At 69.4% G+C, this 15,399-nt stretch carries 16 protein-coding genes; 1 reads left to right on the top strand and 15 read right to left on the bottom strand.

Features of this window, described 5'->3' with window-relative positions; genetic code table 11:
• Positions 1–62: 62 nt before the first annotated feature.
• From ACFV46_RS32430 to ACFV46_RS32380, 11 genes are all read right to left on the bottom strand, one after another.
• A complete protein-coding gene (locus ACFV46_RS32430; protein WP_376728563.1) occupies positions 63–2,915 on the bottom strand; it encodes a DEAD/DEAH box helicase in 2,853 nt (950 codons plus the stop codon).
• 115 nt (positions 2,916–3,030) lie between these two features.
• Complete coding sequence (gene tatC, locus ACFV46_RS32425; protein WP_376728561.1) at positions 3,031–3,984, bottom strand: twin-arginine translocase subunit TatC; 954 nt, start codon at positions 3,982–3,984, stop codon at positions 3,031–3,033.
• 47 nt (positions 3,985–4,031) lie between these two features.
• Positions 4,032–4,322, bottom strand: coding sequence for a Sec-independent protein translocase subunit TatA (gene tatA / locus ACFV46_RS32420; protein ID WP_361930627.1), 291 nt, complete (start codon positions 4,320–4,322; stop codon positions 4,032–4,034).
• Positions 4,323–4,579: 257 nt separating this feature from the next.
• Entirely contained in the window at positions 4,580–4,774 is a 195-nt protein-coding gene (locus ACFV46_RS32415; protein WP_361930624.1) for a hypothetical protein, read from the bottom strand.
• A gap of 181 nt (positions 4,775–4,955) precedes the next feature.
• Positions 4,956–5,246, bottom strand: a complete 291-nt coding sequence (locus tag ACFV46_RS32410) for a hypothetical protein (RefSeq protein ID WP_151783167.1) — start codon at positions 5,244–5,246, stop codon at positions 4,956–4,958.
• 68 nt (positions 5,247–5,314) lie between these two features.
• Positions 5,315–6,331 (bottom strand): helix-turn-helix transcriptional regulator, encoded by a 1,017-nt coding sequence (locus ACFV46_RS32405; RefSeq protein WP_376728560.1) that lies wholly within the window; start codon positions 6,329–6,331, stop codon positions 5,315–5,317.
• A gap of 19 nt (positions 6,332–6,350) precedes the next feature.
• Entirely contained in the window at positions 6,351–7,304 is a 954-nt protein-coding gene (locus ACFV46_RS32400; protein ID WP_361931648.1) for a WYL domain-containing protein, read from the bottom strand.
• 156 nt (positions 7,305–7,460) lie between these two features.
• Entirely contained in the window at positions 7,461–7,832 is a 372-nt protein-coding gene (locus ACFV46_RS32395) for an FKBP-type peptidyl-prolyl cis-trans isomerase (protein WP_094055282.1), read from the bottom strand.
• Positions 7,833–7,896: 64 nt separating this feature from the next.
• The gene (locus ACFV46_RS32390; RefSeq protein ID WP_361931650.1) at positions 7,897–8,898 is read right to left on the bottom strand and encodes an FKBP-type peptidyl-prolyl cis-trans isomerase; all 1,002 of its coding nucleotides are present in this window, start codon (positions 8,896–8,898) and stop codon (positions 7,897–7,899) included.
• A gap of 132 nt (positions 8,899–9,030) precedes the next feature.
• Entirely contained in the window at positions 9,031–10,392 is a 1,362-nt protein-coding gene (gene pafA, locus ACFV46_RS32385) for a Pup--protein ligase (protein WP_055622880.1), read from the bottom strand.
• Positions 10,393–10,401: 9 nt separating this feature from the next.
• Positions 10,402–11,661: an MFS transporter gene (locus ACFV46_RS32380; RefSeq protein WP_376728559.1), complete on the bottom strand. Its 1,260-nt coding sequence runs from the start codon at positions 11,659–11,661 to the stop codon at positions 10,402–10,404.
• Between the two features lie 100 nt (positions 11,662–11,761).
• On the opposite strand from ACFV46_RS32380, the gene ACFV46_RS32375 reads away from it, so the two are divergent.
• Positions 11,762–12,778: a LacI family DNA-binding transcriptional regulator gene (locus tag ACFV46_RS32375; protein ID WP_361931655.1), complete on the top strand. Its 1,017-nt coding sequence runs from the start codon at positions 11,762–11,764 to the stop codon at positions 12,776–12,778.
• Between the two features lie 70 nt (positions 12,779–12,848).
• Here ACFV46_RS32375 and prcA read toward each other — a convergent pair whose 3' ends face one another.
• From prcA to ACFV46_RS32355, 4 genes are read right to left on the bottom strand one after another with little or no spacing between them, the layout of a single operon-like run.
• Positions 12,849–13,613: a proteasome subunit alpha gene (prcA, locus tag ACFV46_RS32370; protein WP_361931658.1), complete on the bottom strand. Its 765-nt coding sequence runs from the start codon at positions 13,611–13,613 to the stop codon at positions 12,849–12,851.
• 60 nt (positions 13,614–13,673) lie between these two features.
• On the bottom strand, positions 13,674–14,519 hold the full coding sequence (gene prcB, locus ACFV46_RS32365) for a proteasome subunit beta (RefSeq protein ID WP_385500825.1): 846 nt from the start codon (positions 14,517–14,519) through the stop codon (positions 13,674–13,676).
• Positions 14,471–15,070 (bottom strand): endonuclease VII domain-containing protein, encoded by a 600-nt coding sequence (locus ACFV46_RS32360; protein ID WP_361931661.1) that lies wholly within the window; start codon positions 15,068–15,070, stop codon positions 14,471–14,473. Before ACFV46_RS32360 ends, prcB begins: the two co-directional genes overlap by 49 nt.
• A gap of 35 nt (positions 15,071–15,105) precedes the next feature.
• Positions 15,106–15,324: a ubiquitin-like protein Pup gene (locus ACFV46_RS32355; RefSeq protein WP_361931663.1), complete on the bottom strand. Its 219-nt coding sequence runs from the start codon at positions 15,322–15,324 to the stop codon at positions 15,106–15,108.
• Between the last annotated feature and the right edge of the window lie 75 nt (positions 15,325–15,399).

The raw sequence follows: 15,399 nt of genomic DNA, 5'->3' as shown, positions 1-15,399 counted from the left end.
GTCCGGAGGTCGCTCCCCGGACCGGCGCGGGCCCCAGGCCCGTCCGCTCAGCTCAGCTCGGCTCAGCTCACCGACGAGTAGGCGACGACGCCGCGCAGCAGCCCGTCCACGGCCTTGCGCGCGTTCTTCGCCACGGTCGAGCCCTCCACGGGGGAGGCGGCCGCGATCTGCCCGAGCACGTCGATCACCTGCTTGCACCAGCGCACGAAGTCCCCGGCCGGCATCTCCGCCTCGCGCAGGACCTCGTCCAGGCCCTTGCCGTTGGCCCACATGTAGGCGGCCCAGGCGAAGCCGAGGTCGGGTTCGCGCTGGCCGACGCCCTCGGTCTGGGTGATCCGGAAATCCTCCTCCAGGGCGTCCAGGCGCCCCCAGATCCGGACCATCTCGCCGAGCGCGGCCTTCGCCTTGCCGGACGGCAGCTTGGGGGCCATCGCGTCGTCCCCGACGCGGGACTCGTACACCAGCGCCGAGACGCACGCGGCCAGTTCGGCCGGGTCCAGGCCCTCCCACACCCGCTCACGCAGGCATTCGCTGGCCAGCAGGTCGAGTTCGCCGTAGAGCCGGGCGAGCCGCTTGCCGTGCTCGGTGACCTCGTCGCCGCGCAGGTAGTCCATCTCGGTGAGCAGGGCGACGATCCGGTCGAAGGTGCGCGCGATGGTGTTCGTGCGGCCCTCGATCCGGCGCTCCAGCTGCGAGGTGTCGCGCAGCAGGCGGTGGTAGCGCTCGGCCCAGCGGGCGTGGTCCTCGCGGTCCTGGCAGCCGTGGCAGGGGTGCGCGCGGATCGCCTTGCGCAGCCGGGCGATCTCCCGGTCGTCGGCGGCCTGCGAACGCTGCTTGCGGTGGCGCTCCGGCGCGATGTGCCCCGCCTTGGTGCGCAGCGCGGACGCGAGGTCCCGGCGCGACTGCGGGGAGCGCGGGTTGAAGGACTTCGGGATGCGCATCCGCTCCAGGGCCTCCACGGGCACCGGGAAGTCGATGGACGCCAGCCGCTTGACCTGCCGTTCCGCGGTGAGGACCAGGGGGCGTGGGCCGTCGTGGTGGTCGAAGCCGCGGTGGCCGTTGGACCGGCCGGCCGGCAGACCGGGGTCCAGCACGAGGGCGAGGCCCGCGTACTTGCCCGTCGGGACGTGGATGACGTCGCCCGGCTTGAGCCGCTCCAGCGCGACCGCGGACTCCGCGCGGCGCTGCGCCGCGCCCTGCCGCGCCAACTCCGTCTCACGGTCCTTGAGTTCGCGGCGCAGCCGCGCGTACTCCTCGAAGTCGCCGAGGTGGCAGGTCATGGACTCCTTGTAGCCGGAGAGCCCTTCCTCGTTGCGCTGCACCTGACGGGAGATGCCGACGACCGACTTGTCGGCCTGGAACTGGGCGAACGATGTCTCCAGCAGCTCGCGCGAGCGGTGCCGGCCGAACTGATCGACCAGGTTGACCGCCATGTTGTACGACGGCTTGAAGCTGGAGCGCAGCGGATAGGTCCGGGTGCCGGCGAGTCCCGCGAGGTGCTCGGGGCTCATGCCGCGCTGCCACAGCACCACGGCGTGCCCCTCGACATCGATGCCGCGGCGGCCCGCACGGCCGGTGAGCTGGGTGTACTCGCCGGGGGTGATGTCGGCGTGCTGCTCGCCGTTCCACTTGACGAGCTTCTCCAGGACCACGGAGCGGGCCGGCATGTTGATGCCGAGGGCGAGGGTCTCGGTGGCGAAGACGGCCTTGACGAGGCCGCGGACGAACAGCTCCTCGACGACCTCCTTGAACGTCGGGAGCATCCCGGCGTGGTGGGCGGCTATACCGCGCTCCAGGCCCTCCAGCCACTCGTAGTACCCGAGGACGTGCAGGTCCTCGGTGGGGATGGCGGCGGTGCGCTCCTCGACCAGGGCGCGCACCCGCTCCCGGGCCTCGTCGTCGTTGAGCCGGAGCCCCGCGTACAGGCACTGCTGGACGGCGGCCTCGCAGCCGGCGCGGCTGAAGATGAACGTGATGGCGGGCAGCAGGCCCTCGGCGTCGAGCCGCTCGATGACTTCGGGGCGGCCCGGGGTCCATACGCGGGAGCGCTGGCGCCGCTCCCGCTCGCGGTCGGCCTCCCGCATGGCGCGGCCGCGTCTGCGGTCCTGGTAGGAGGGCCGGGTGGCCTCCATGCGCGCCAGCCGGGTCAGGTCCGGGTTGACCGCCTTGCGGTGGCCCTCGCCCTCCTCGAACAGGTCGTACATCCGGCGTCCGGCGAGGACGTGCTGGAACAGCGGCACGGGCCGGTGCTCGGAGACGATCACCTCGGTGTCGCCGCGGACGGTGTCGAGCCAGTCGCCGAACTCCTCGGCGTTGGAGACGGTCGCCGACAGTGACACCAGGGTGACGGACTCGGGGAGGTGGATGATCACTTCCTCCCAGACGGCGCCCCGGAAGCGGTCGGAGAGGTAGTGCACCTCGTCCATGACGACGTGGCCGAGGCCGAGGAGGGTCTGCGATCCGGCGTACAGCATGTTCCGCAGGACCTCGGTCGTCATCACGACGATCGGGGCGTCGGAGTTGATGCTGTTGTCGCCGGTGAGCAGACCGACCTTGTCGTCCCCGTAGCGGCGGCACAGGTCGGCGTACTTCTGGTTGGACAGCGCCTTGATCGGCGTGGTGTAGAAGCACTTCTTGCCCTGCAGCAGGGCGAGGTGGACGGCGAACTCGCCGACGATCGTCTTGCCCGAGCCGGTGGGCGCGGCCACCAGGACGCCCTTGCCCGCCTCGAGCGCCTGGCACGCCTCGATCTGGAAGGGGTCGAGGCCGAAGTCGTACATCTCGCGGAAGGAGGCGAGCGCGGTGGCCTGCTCGACAGCGCGCCTGCGTGCTGCCGCGTACCGCTCGGCCGGTGAGAGGTCCTCTGTCATCGTGCTTTCGAGCGTACCGGGCGCCACTGACAACGGGACGATCATTATCCGGATCAGCGTCCGGCGCCCCGGCGTCCGCCGGCCGGCGACCGGGGAACGCGAGCGGCCGGGTACGCCCCCCTGGGCGCCCCGGCCGTGTGCGCGTGTGTGGCGCCGACGATCAGGTCACGTCGTCGTAGCCGTTGATCCTGTCCCTCTCCGCGGTGGCCTGCTCCGGCAGGGCGCGGCTCGCCGTCACCGGCACGGCCTCGTCGATGTCTTCGGGAGTGAGATCCAGGTCCGACGCCTCGTCGTCGCCGGGTCCCTCCGCCTCACGGCGAGCGCGGCGCTTGTCGTTGAGGAGGGCGACGGCCGTCGCGGCGAAGTACAGGATCCAGATCGGGCCCGCGAGCGCCAGCATGGAGATCGGGTCCGTGCTGGGCGTGGCGATCGCCGCGAAGAGGGTGATGCCCAGAACCATGCCGCGCCACCAGCCGGCCATCTTCTTGCCGGACAGCACGCCGCCGAAGTTCAGCATCACCAGCAGCAGCGGCAGCTCGAACGAGAGGCCGAAGACGACGATCATCCGCATGATCAGCTGCAGCAGGTCGTCGAGGGGGAGCTGATTGTCGCTGCCGATGATCGAGAACTCGAGCATCACCGACGCCATCTTGGGCAGCGACCAGTACGCGAAGTAGGCGCCCATGAGGAACAGCGGGAAGCCCGCCCCCACGAAGGCGAGACTGTACTTCTTCTCGTGTCGGTGCAGGCCGGGCGCGATGAATCCCCAGAGCTGGTAGAGCCACACGGGAGCGGCCAGCACCACACCCGACGACAAAGAGACCGTCAGGGCCAGGGTGAACGGACTCAGCAGGCCGTTCTGCACGATGCGTGCGCACTGGGTCTCATTGGGGTTCTTGGCCAGCTCGGCGAAGCTGTAGTCGCACCCCACCGCCTGGAGGATGGGATCCGTGAAGAACTGGATGGTGTCCTTGTAGAAGAAGGCCGCCACCACCGTCGTGACAAGGATCGCCAACAGACTCTTGACGAGCCGGTTGCGGAGCTCGCGAAGGTGCTCCGCGAGCGGCATCCGCCCCTCGGGGTCCTTCTCCTGTTTGCGGGCAGACTTCAGCAACCCACGTTCCCATCTCGTGCGGCGGGCCGGAGGTCACCGGCCCTGCGTCAGCGCTGCGTGGTGTCCGTCGACTCGTTGACCGGGCGCGAGCTCTTCACGTCGCCGGGGGAAGCCTGGATGACGCGCTGGGCGGGGGGCTGCTGGTCGCCGGTGGTGTTGTTCGGCGGGTCGGCGGGGGCGGCGGACTTGTCGTCGTCCTTCATCGCCTTGGCCTCGCTCTTGAGGATCCGGGCCGACTTGCCGAGGGAGCGGGCCATGTCCGGGAGCTTCTTCGCACCGAACAGCAGGATGATGACGACGAGGATCAGAATGATCTCGGTGGGGCCGAGCCTACCCATAGCTGTATACCTTCTTCACCGAGGCGACATGGTCCGAATACCCGGCCGGTCGGACATGCATCCGACCACCGTGCTGCCAGCGATCGTAACGCTCGGGGGTGAACGCAGGACAATCCCTGTGCATACTCCCAGTCGCGTGCCCGCGCCTCGCTCCCGGGCCGCAAGTGAGCAGCGTACCCGCCACCCACGACACGCCGACAGGGCGAAGCGGTGCAAAACGCACACGGCCCGGCACTCACACCGATTCCTTGAACGCCCTACAGGGAGTCCGCGGCACGGGCCACACCGACCGAGGCCTTTTCCAGGTCCTCCGCCGCCCTGTTGATCCGGCGGGCCGACTCCGTCACCTGAAGACCGAGGCGCCGCGCCTCCACGAACACCCGCACGGCGAGCACACCGAGAACGGCGAGACCCACGAAACCCACAGCTACCGCGAACATCGGCCAGAACATGAGCCGAGCCTAGACCGTCCTAGGGGGTGTCTTGTCGATCAGGGTGGATCAGCTCCCGGTGTCTGGTGCCGTGCATCGCAAGGCGGAGGAGGGAGTCGATGCGGAGCATCGGGGACCGACGACAACGCGGCGAGGCGCGGTACCAGGCGCCGGGAGCCCGGCCTGATCGACAAGACGCCCCCTAGGGAGTGTGCAGCCGCAGGGTGCTGACGCCGCCGCCGGTGAGCAGTTCCACGATCCGCTCCCCCGCGGGCTTGCGGACCCCGGCCCCGCAGGCGGGGCACGTGAACGAGTAGAACGTCGTGCGGCTGCTGGCGCCGATGACCAGTCTGAGGGCCTGCGCGGCGAGTTCGAACCGGCCCCGGCAGTCCGGGCAGCCCGCCCGGAACATCACCGGGGTCACACTTCTCATCCCGGCGAAAGCGGATGCCACCGTCACTGCCCGCACCCCGGACGTCGCCGACTCGCTCAAAGCCCTGCTCCCGCCTGTCGCCTGCTGCCGTGCCGCCGGCCCGGCCGACCGCCGGGCCACCTTCGCCCCTACTGTCCGTCGTGCACCGCGTGGGCCGCGCCGGCGCCCCGTATCTCCATCCCGTCGTACGCCGTCAGCGCCTCACGGGCCGCCTGCCGGGCGCTGTCCGCCAGCTCGGGCGGCGAGACGATCCGGCCGTCCCCGCCGAGCCGCAGCGCCAGCCGTCGCAGGGACGCCGGATCGGGCGTACGCAAGGTGATACGCAGCCCGCCGTCGGGAAGCTCATCGGCGCTGTCGTGCGGGTAGTACTCGGCGACCCAGCGTCCGCCCGGGCCGACCTCCACCACGACCTCCGGGTCCTCCGCCGCGGGCTGCACCAGCCCCTCGGACAGGTCCCGCAGCTCCACCTCCGGCGGCGCGGACGGCTCGTCGAGGATCCTGATCTCGGCGACCCGGTCCAGCCGGAAGGTGCGCCGCGCCTCGGAGCGCCGGCACCACGCCTCCACATAGGTGTGGCCGACGCTGACCAGCCGGATCGGGTCGATCTCCCGCTCGGTCACCTCGTCCCGGGCCGGCGAGTAGTAGCGGATCCACAGCCGGCGCCGCTCGGAGATCGCCCGGTCGACGTCGGCGAAGACCCCGCCCTCGGACTCGAACGTCACCGACAGCCGGGCACTGGAGACGGCCGCCTCCCCGGCCGCCGTCTCCACCTTCGCGGTGGCCCGCAGCAGCGCCTGCCGGTCGCTCTCGCGCAGCCCCGGCAGCGTGGCCACCGCACGGGCGGCCACCAGCAGCGCGGTCGCCTCGTCGGCGGCGATCCGCAGCGGCTCGGCGACGTCGTCCGGGTTGTGCCACCAGATGCGCTCGCCGTCGGTGTCGATGTCGAGCAGATCACCGCCGCGGAAACTCGTGCCGCACATCGGCAGCACGTCGAGGTCGGAGACCAGCTCGTCCTCGGAGATGCCGAAGGCACGGGCGACGTCCTCGACGCGCGCGCCGGGCCGCTCCCTCAGATACGTCACCAGGGAGAGCATCCGCCGTGTCTGGTCGATGGCGCTCGTGGGCCTGACCGGTTTGCCTGCCACTGTCTTGCTCCGCTCCCCCTCAGCCCTTGGCCACGGCACGCAGCCGGTCCACCACGTCGGCCCGCAGCTCGGCGGGCTCGAGCACCACCACGTCCGGTCCGAACTCCACCAGCCAGGCGTCCAGCCCATGGCCGTACGGAATCTCCAACTCGTCCCAGCCGTCCCCGAGTTCCCGGACCGAGGTGGCCTTCGCCCGAAGGGGGTACCCGGCGCCCGCGCGCAGCCGGATCAGCGCGGACCGGTCGGCGATCTCCCCCGCCCAGCTCGCCACGGTCTCCCGCACGGTCACGACGTCGGGCACGTCGGCGGTGAAACGGCCGCCGCGGCTGCGCACCCTGCCGGTGATCCGGGACAGCCGGAACACCCGCTCGGCGCCCCGGTCGCGGTCCCAGCCCGCCAGGTACCAGTGGCCGCGCCAGCACTCCAGCGCCCACGGCTCCACATGCCGGGGCTCGGGATGGGCCGCGGTGGCCTTGCGGTAGTCGAACATGACCGGCCGCCGGTCCCGGCAGGCCAGCATCAGCGGCTCGAACGCCGCCTCGTGCACCGGGATCCGGGGCTCCAGGGCGCTGTGCGGCTCGTACGGGTCGACGTCCTCCGGCAGACCGGCCGCGCGCAGCTTCTGCAGGGCACCACTGGCCGCTCCCGCCAGCCGGGCCTGCTGCCACACCTTCGCGGCCAGCCCCAGCGCCGCCGCCTCCTCGGCGTCCAGGGTGATCGGCGGCAGCCGGTTGCTGTCGCGGCGGGCCAGGTAGCCGACCTCGCCGTCCAGGTTCTCCACGGTCTCGATGACCAGGCCGAGCTCGCGCAGATCGTCCTTGTCGCGCTCGAACATCCGGTTGAAGGAGTCGTCGGAGCCCGCTTCCAGGTAGGCCTCGAGGGACTCACGCAGCTCGCGCTTGCTCAGTGGCCGCCGCGTCCCGAGCAGACACAGCGCCAGATTCATGAGCCGCTCGGCCTTGGCAATGGCCATCGACGCCCTTCGCCTTCCCTATGGTGCTTACGACCGATGACCGTACCGCCCCGCGGGGGCGCGGCAAAAGCCGAGGGCCCATGCCCGGACAGGCATGGACCCCAGGTAGTCGGCTTCGGTCGCCCACCGATCACAGGCGGCGACCGGACGCGACGGTCAGACGCCGAGCAGGTCGACCACGAAGATCAGCGTCTCACCGGGCTTGATCGCCGGCGTCGGGCTCTGGTTGCCGTAGGCCAGGTGCGCCGGGATCGTCAGCTGACGGCGGCCACCGACCTTCATGCCCTGCACGCCCTGGTCCCAGCCCTTGATGACCCGGCCGCCACCCAGCGGGAAGCGGAACGGCGTGCCGCGGTTCCAGCTGGCGTCGAACTCCTCGCCCGTGCTGAAGGCCACACCCACATAGTGGACGGTGACGGTCTGACCCGCCTCCGCGACCGGACCGTCGCCCTCCCAGATGTCCTTGATCTCGAGGTCCGCCGGGGGCTCGCCGCCCGGGAAGTCGATCTCGGGCTTGTCGATGCTCACGTCTTACGCTCCATGCTTTTCGTGGAAAGACAACGCGGTCAGTCTTTCATCACCCGGGGTGCCGTCACATCTTGGCGAGGATGTCCACGCTGAACACCAGCGTGGCGTTCTTCTCGATGCCGCTGCCCTGCGGCGGCTGGTCGCCGTACCCCAGCTCCGGCGGGATGACGATCAGCACCCGGCTGCCGACCTTCTTGCCGGTCAGCCCCTGCGACCAGCCCTTGACGACCTGCGCCAGCGGGAACGACACCAGCTGCTTCGCGTCGTACGACGCGTCGAACTTCTTGCCGTTCGACCACTGCACGCCCACGTACTGCACGAGGACCGTGTTCTCCGCGGCGACCTCGTCGCCGTCACCCTCCAGGATGTAGTTCGACACGAGCTTCTTCGGCGGGTCCGTCTTCGGAACCGTGAGGGAGGGCTCCTTGCCGTCCGTGTTCGTACCGACCTTCGGCAGGTTCGCGTCGTCCTGGGGGACCTTCTTGCCCTTCGCGGAGCTCGACGCGTTGAACGAGTCCTCGATGTCGACCACGAACACCAGGGTGTCGGTGCCCTTGATCCCCGCCTGCTCGTTGCCGTCCTTGCCGTAGCCCCAGGTCGGCGGGACGGCCATCTCGACCCGGCTGCCGACCTTCTTACCCGTCAGCGCGTACCGCCAGCCGTCGATGATGCGGCCCTGCGACAACTGGATCAGCAGCGGCGTCTTCCGGTCGTAGGAGTTGTCGAAGACCTTGCCCGTCGCCCAGATCTGCCCCAGGTAGTTCGCCTGGAGGTAGTCGTTCTCCGCGACCGTCTTGCCGTTGCCCGCGATGACCGTGCGCACCGCCAGATCCTTCGACGGCTCCCCCTCGCCCTTGGCGACCGTCGGCTTCTCACCGAACTTCGTCCCCGCGGTGATCGCCGGCAGCGGACCGTCCACGATCTTCGGCGACGGCGCGGCCGACTGCTCCGGCGCCGACGGCGACACACTGTCACTCGCCTCGCCCCCCGAGTCCTTGTCGTCACCGCAAGCGGCGAGCGTGACCATTCCTGCGGGTACGGCGATGAGAAGTGAGCGTCGGCGCACGGTGGGGGCCTCGTAATCAGTCGATCTTGTGGACAGGCGTGCGCGCAACTCTACGGCGTGAGACGGGCGCCGTACGGGAAACGTACGGCGCCCGTGTTGCGTTCCGGCGGGTACGGCCGGAACGCACCGGCCTCACATACCGGCGATCAGCTTCTCCACCCGGTCGTCCACCGAACGGAACGGGTCCTTGCACAACACGGTGCGCTGCGCCTGGTCGTTCAGCTTCAGATGCACCCAGTCGACCGTGAAGTCCCGGCGCTGCTCCTGCGCCCGGCGGATGAAGTCACCGCGCAGCCGGGCCCGAGTGGTCTGCGGCGGCACCGACTTGCCCTCGAAGATCTTCAAGTCGTTGCAGATCCGGGTCGCCTGCCCCTTCTTCTCCAGCAGGTAGTACAACCCGCGGCGCCGGTGGATGTCGTGGTACGCGAGGTCTATCTGCGCGACCCGCGGATGCGACATCGTCATGTTGTGCTTGGCCCGGTACCGCTCGATGAGCTTGTACTTCATCACCCAGTCGATCTCGGTGCCGATCCGGTCGAGATCCTCCGTCTCGATCGCGTCCAGCGTCCGGCCCCACAACTCCAGGACCTGCTCGACCGTGCCCGTGCGGATACCACGGCGCTCGCAGAAGTCCACGGCCTTCTCGTAGTACTCGCGCTGCACCTCCAGCGCGGACGCCTCCCGGCCGCTGGCCAGACGCACCTTGCGCCGGCCCGTGATGTCATGGCTGACCTCGCGGATCGCCCGGATCGGGTTCTCCAGGGTCAGATCCCGCATCACCGTGCCCGCCTCGATCATGCGCAGCACCAGGTCGGTCGCGCCGACCTTCAGCAGCATCGTCGTCTCCGACATGTTCGAGTCGCCCACGATCACATGCAGACGCCGGTAGCGCTCCGCGTCCGCGTGCGGCTCGTCCCGCGTGTTGATGATCGGCCGGGAACGCGTCGTCGCCGACGAGACGCCCTCCCAGATGTGCTCCGCCCGCTGGCTCACGCAGTACACCGCACCACGCGGCGTCTGCAGCACCTTCCCGGCGCCGCACAACAGCTGCCGGGTCACCAGGAACGGGATGAGGATGTCCGCGAGCCGGGAGAACTCGCCATGGCGTGCCACCAGATAGTTCTCATGGCAGCCGTACGAGTTTCCGGCCGAGTCCGTGTTGTTCTTGAAGAGGTAGACGTCGCCTGCGATTCCCTCCTCATGCAGGCGTCGTTCCGCGTCTACCAGGAGTCCTTCGAGAATGCGCTCGCCGGCCTTGTCGTGGGTGACCAGCTCGGTCACGTTGTCACATTCGGGTGTCGCGTATTCCGGATGTGAGCCCACGTCGAGATAGAGGCGGGCGCCGTTTCGCAGAAAGACATTGCTGCTGCGGCCCCATGACACGACACGGCGGAAGAGGTACCGCGCCACCTCGTCGGGAGACAGGCGGCGCTGTCCCCTGAACGTACACGTGACGCCGTACTCGTTCTCCAGCCCGAAAATGCGGCGGTCCATGACTGAACATTACGCCCGATCCCCTGAGCTGAAACGGGGTTCGACAGCACGGTTCGGATCATTTTCCGATGAAGCCGCAACGACCGCACCCCGTCCGGGAGCTGCGAGGACCCGCCCCGTGGCCACCAGAACCAGCAACGACACGGCCCCCGCCGCACCCGGCACCGCGAACCCCCACAGGGCCCCACCCGCCTGAACCACCGGCCCCGCCACACCCGTACCCACCGACGCGCCCACCGTGAACGTCGTCACCAGCCACGAGAACGCCTCCGTCACCGTGCCCCGCGGAGCATGCCGGTCCACCAGCACGAACGCACACGCGATCGACGGCGCCAGGAACACCCCCGCCAGCACCGCGAGCCCCGTCATCGCCACCACACCCGGCATCAGCATCAACGGCAGATAACACACCGCCAGGAACGCCACCAGCGTCCGCAGCCGCCGCGCCGGCTCACCACCCCACTGCCGCGCCCCGTACACCACACCACCCAGCAGCGCGCCCAGCCCCAGCCCGGCCATCAGCCAGCCGTACACCACGTCCCCGCCGTGATCGTCCGCGTACGACACCGCCGCCACCGCGATCGACCCCATCGCCATCCCGACGAACAGGAACGCCCCCAGCAGCGCCAGCAACCCCGGCGACCGCAACGCCCCCAGCCAGTGCGCCTCACGCGGCTCCGAACGCCACGCACGCGACGGCGGCGACACCACCACCGACAGCGCCCCCAGCACCCCGACCACGTTCAGCAGCACCAGAGCGGCCTGCGCCGACCACAGCGACGCCCCCAGCGTCAGCAGCAGCGGGCCGAGCGTGAACATCACCTCCTGCGCCACCGCGTCCATCGCGTACGCCGTGTGCACCTGCCCCTCCTTGGGCAGCACCGACGCCCACAGGGCCCGCAGACCGCCCTCCAGCGGCGGCGTGAACAGTCCCGCCAGCACCACGGCCGCGTACGCCGCCCCCAGCGCGTCGATGCCCACGAAGGCGAACACGGCCGTCGCGACCGCCGACGCCACCGCGGCCGGCAGCTGCACCCGCGGCTGCCCGAACAGGTCGACCAGCCGCCCCAGCACCGGCTGACCCACCGCGTTGGCCACGCCGTACGCCGCCGCCAGGCCCCCGGCCAGGCTGTACGAGCCGCCCTCCGCGCGGACGAACAGCACGATGGCGAGCGCCGCCACCGCGTTCGGCAGCCGGCCCACCAGCGTGCCCACCAGCAGCCGGGCGGCATGCCTCGCCCTGAGGACCTCCAGATAAGCCCCGGTCATCGGCCGCACCGCCCTCCACCCCGCAAGTTTTACGTATAACGTCCCTCGTCATACGTACCATGTGCGCTGTCCGCAGTCCAGACGAAAGAGCAGGCCCACCGTGGCAACAGGCAGCACCCGCCCCACCAGCCGGGACGTCGCCCAGGCCGCGGGAGTCTCCCAGGCAGCCGTCTCACTCGTCCTCGGCGACAAATGGCGCGGCCGCGTCTCCGCCACCACCGCCGAACGCGTCCGCGAAGCCGCCCGCCGCCTCGGCTACCGGCCCAACCTCGCCGCCCGCAACCTCCGCCTCGGCCACACCCGCACCGTACTCCTCGTCGTCCCCGCCCTCACCACCGAATTCTTCGCCGGCGTCTACACCGGAGCCGCCCGCATCGCCGCACACCACGGCTTCGGCGTCGTCCTCTACCCCTCCCCCGAAGGCATCGGCCCCGCCCGCGACCCCTTCGCCTCCGCCCAAGCCGCCCTCGACGGCGTCATCGCCTCCTCCATGGCCGCCGACGCCCTCACCACCATCCGCGGCGACCACCTCCCCCTCGTCATGCTCGACAGCGACCCCACAGGCAGCCACGGCGCCACCACCGTCAACCTCGACATCGCCGACGGCGTCCGCCAGATCACCGACCACCTCCTCGGCCTCGGCCACCGCCACTTCCTGCACCTCGCCGCCGACATCCCCTCCTGGACCTTCGACGTCCGCGCCCGCGAACTCACCACCCGCCTCGCCACCGCACCCGGCACCACCCTGCGCACCGCACACGCCCCCATCGCCATCGACGCCGCCCGCACCGCCACCACCGACGCCCTCACAACGGCCCACCCCCACCCCACCGCCATCGTCTGCGACGACGACAAACTCGCCGCCGGCGCCTACAAGGCCATCCGCCGCCTCGGACTCCGCGTCCCCGACGACATCTCCGTCACCGGCCTCGACGACCTCGCCCTCGCCACCGCCATCGACCCCGAACTCACCACCGTCCGCCTCGACGCCGAACTCTTCGGCGAACGCGGCATGCAGGCCCTCCTCGCCGTCCTCGAAGGCCGCACACCCGAAAAAGGCGACATCCCCGTCCAACTCGTCGTCCGCGGCTCCACAGCACCCCCCAGACCCACCTGACGGCCCCCGGAAACGCCGAGGCCCCGGCCGCACAGCGACCGGGGCACACAAGCGAGGCGCGAAGGACGGACTACTCCTCCGAACCGCCGGACGAACCCTCCGACTCGTCCGCACTCTCCGCCTCCGTGGCCGCGCCACCCGCCTCCAGCAACCGATCCAGCTGACGGCCCACGATCCGCTTGAACTTCCGCGACTGCGGACGCGTACGATCCAGCACCGCCACCTCCAGCCGCTCCGCCGGAATCTCCCGCTGCGAACCGTTCGACTCCCGCGACAACGCCTGCACAGCCAGCTGCAGCGCCTCCGCCAGACTCATCCCGTCCTGATGCCGCTGATCCAGGAAACTGCTGATCAACTCCGCATTGCCACCGACCGCGACCGAACCGTGCTCGTCCACGATCGAACCGTCATGCGGCAACCGGTAGATCTGATCACCCTCCGGAGTCTCACCCACCTCCGCCACGACCAGCTCCACCTCGTACGGCTTCTCCGCCGCCGAAGAGAAGATCGTGCCCAGCGTCTGCGCGTACACGTTCGCCAGACCCCGCGCCGTCACATCATCACGGTCATAGGTGTAACCCCGCAGATCGGCATACCGCACCCCACCGATCCGCAGATTCTCGTACTCGTTGTACTTACCGGCGGCAGCGAAACCAATCCGGTCATAGATCTCACTGAACTTGTGCAGCGCACGGGACGGATTCTCACCGACGAACACAATGCCGTCGGCATACTGCAGCACGACAAGGCTGCGACCACGCGCGATACCCTTCCGGGCATACTCCGCCCGGTCCGCCATCGCCTGCTGGGGTGACACATAGAACGGCGTCGACACCGGTTATCCGTCCCTTTCTGTCGAAGTCACACGATCACCTGGAAAAGACCCGCCACACCGCTACAGCAGCGAAGCCCGCGGACCGTCGGGCTGCTCCAGACGCCGCTCCAGGATGGAACGCGCGATCTCGGAGGACTCCTCGTCGCCGAGCCGACGGAAACCATCCTCGGTGATCACCGTGACGATCGGATAGATCCGGCGCGCGACATCGGGACCACCGGTCGCCGAGTCGTCGTCAGCCGCGTCGTACAGGGCCTGCACCACCAGCGTCGTGGCGTCGGCCTCACTCAGATCCTCACGGAACAGCTTCTTCATCGCGCCCCGCGCGAAGATCGAACCCGAACCCGTGGCCGCGTAACCGTGCTCCTCCGAACGCCCGCCCGTGACGTCGTACGAGAAGATCCGGCCCCGCTCACGATCCACGTCGTACCCCGCGAACAACGGCACCACGGCCAGACCCTGCATCGCCATGCCCAGATTCGACCGGATCATCGTCGACAGCCGGTTCGCCTTGCCCTCCAGCGACAGCTGCGCGCCCTCGACCTTCTCGAAGTGCTCCAGCTCCAACTGGAACAGCTTCACCATCTCCACGGCCAGGCCCGCCGTGCCGGCGATCCCCACCGCCGAGTACTCGTCGGCCGGGAACACCTTCTCGATGTCCCGCTGCGCGATGACATTGCCCATCGTGGCCCGCCGGTCACCGGCGAGGACCACACCGCCCGGGAACGTCACGGCGACGATCGTGGTGCCGTGCGGCGCCTCGATCACGCCCTGCGTGGGCGGCAGTTGACGCTTGCCGGGCAGCAGCTCGGGCTGGTGCTCGGCGAGAAAGTCCATGAACGAGGACGACCCAGGCGTCAGGAAGGCAGCTGGTAGACGCCCGGTGCTACGAGTGTTGGCTTCCACGCGATTCCTTCCACGTAAGCAGCAGCCCGCCTCATGACGTCGGGCCGATCCTTGAACTGCCCCAGCGCGGCATTGCAGCTGAAGCACAGTACGCCACGGACCCTACCCGTCTCATGGCAGTGATCCACATGCTCGGGCAAAGCCGCCAAACAGATGCAGCAGACGCCCCCTTGGGAGGCGACCAGAGCGTCACGCTCGACAGAGGTCAGTCCGTACTTGCGCTTGAGGTGGCTCTCTCTGTTCTGCACCGCCCGGCACGCACGGCAGTAACTCGCCCACCCGTCCGACGCTGTCCTGTTGCGCTGCCAGTCGGCATGGGGCTTGACCTCTTCGCACTGAGGGCACCGCTTGTGCCCCAGCGGTACTGAGACCTTCTCGCGGACCTTCTTCCCCTTGGCCTCCTGGCGCTGCCGGTAGTACGCAGCCGCGCACTCCCGGCAGTACGCCTGGAGTCCATCCGCAATGGACTTGTTGCTCGCGAACGCCACCCGCGGCAGGTGCTGCTTGCACCGTGAGCAGCGCTTCGAGTCCGAACCTTCGCCCACTTTCACTTTCCCCCGACTTCACCTTGGATTCAAAGGTGAAATCACTCCCCACCCTTCTGAACGAAGGAACGCACGAAATCCTCGGCGTTCTCCTCGAGTACGTCGTCGATCTCGTCCAGAACCGAGTCGACGTCGTCGCTCAGCTTTTCCTGGCGCTCCTTGAGGTCTTCCGAGGCCTGTGCGTCCGCGGCCTGCTCCTCGACCTCCTCGGTGGAGCGCGTGGCCTTCTGCTGTCCGCCGCCGGTGTCCTTGGTTGCCATATCCCTCACCCCGCTCAGTTCGCCCGACATGGTCGACAGGTCGGCTTTCCTGCCGATCGGTGATGATCAGACCCT

It is taken from the genome of Streptomyces sp. NPDC059852 (assembly GCF_042731455.1).
Taxonomy (GTDB): Bacteria; Actinomycetota; Actinomycetes; order Streptomycetales; family Streptomycetaceae; genus Streptomyces.
This window is presented reverse-complemented; position numbering and strand designations above follow the sequence as displayed.

Bases quoted from the DNA above. Each gene is read 5' to 3' on its own strand.
- ACFV46_RS32430 (WP_376728563.1), bottom strand. From the start codon at position 2,915: ATGATCGTCCCGTTGTCAGTGGCGCCCGGTACGCTCGAAAGCACGATG.
- tatA (WP_361930627.1), bottom strand. From the start codon at position 4,322: ATGGGTAGGCTCGGCCCCACCGAGATCATTCTGATCCTCGTCGTCATC.
- ACFV46_RS32415 (WP_361930624.1), bottom strand. From the start codon at position 4,774: ATGTTCTGGCCGATGTTCGCGGTAGCTGTGGGTTTCGTGGGTCTCGCC.
- ACFV46_RS32400 (WP_361931648.1), bottom strand. From the start codon at position 7,304: ATGGCCATTGCCAAGGCCGAGCGGCTCATGAATCTGGCGCTGTGTCTG.
- pafA (WP_055622880.1), bottom strand. From the start codon at position 10,392: ATGGACCGCCGCATTTTCGGGCTGGAGAACGAGTACGGCGTCACGTGT.
- ACFV46_RS32380 (WP_376728559.1), bottom strand. From the start codon at position 11,661: ATGACCGGGGCTTATCTGGAGGTCCTCAGGGCGAGGCATGCCGCCCGG.
- ACFV46_RS32355 (WP_361931663.1), bottom strand. From the start codon at position 15,324: ATGGCAACCAAGGACACCGGCGGCGGACAGCAGAAGGCCACGCGCTCC.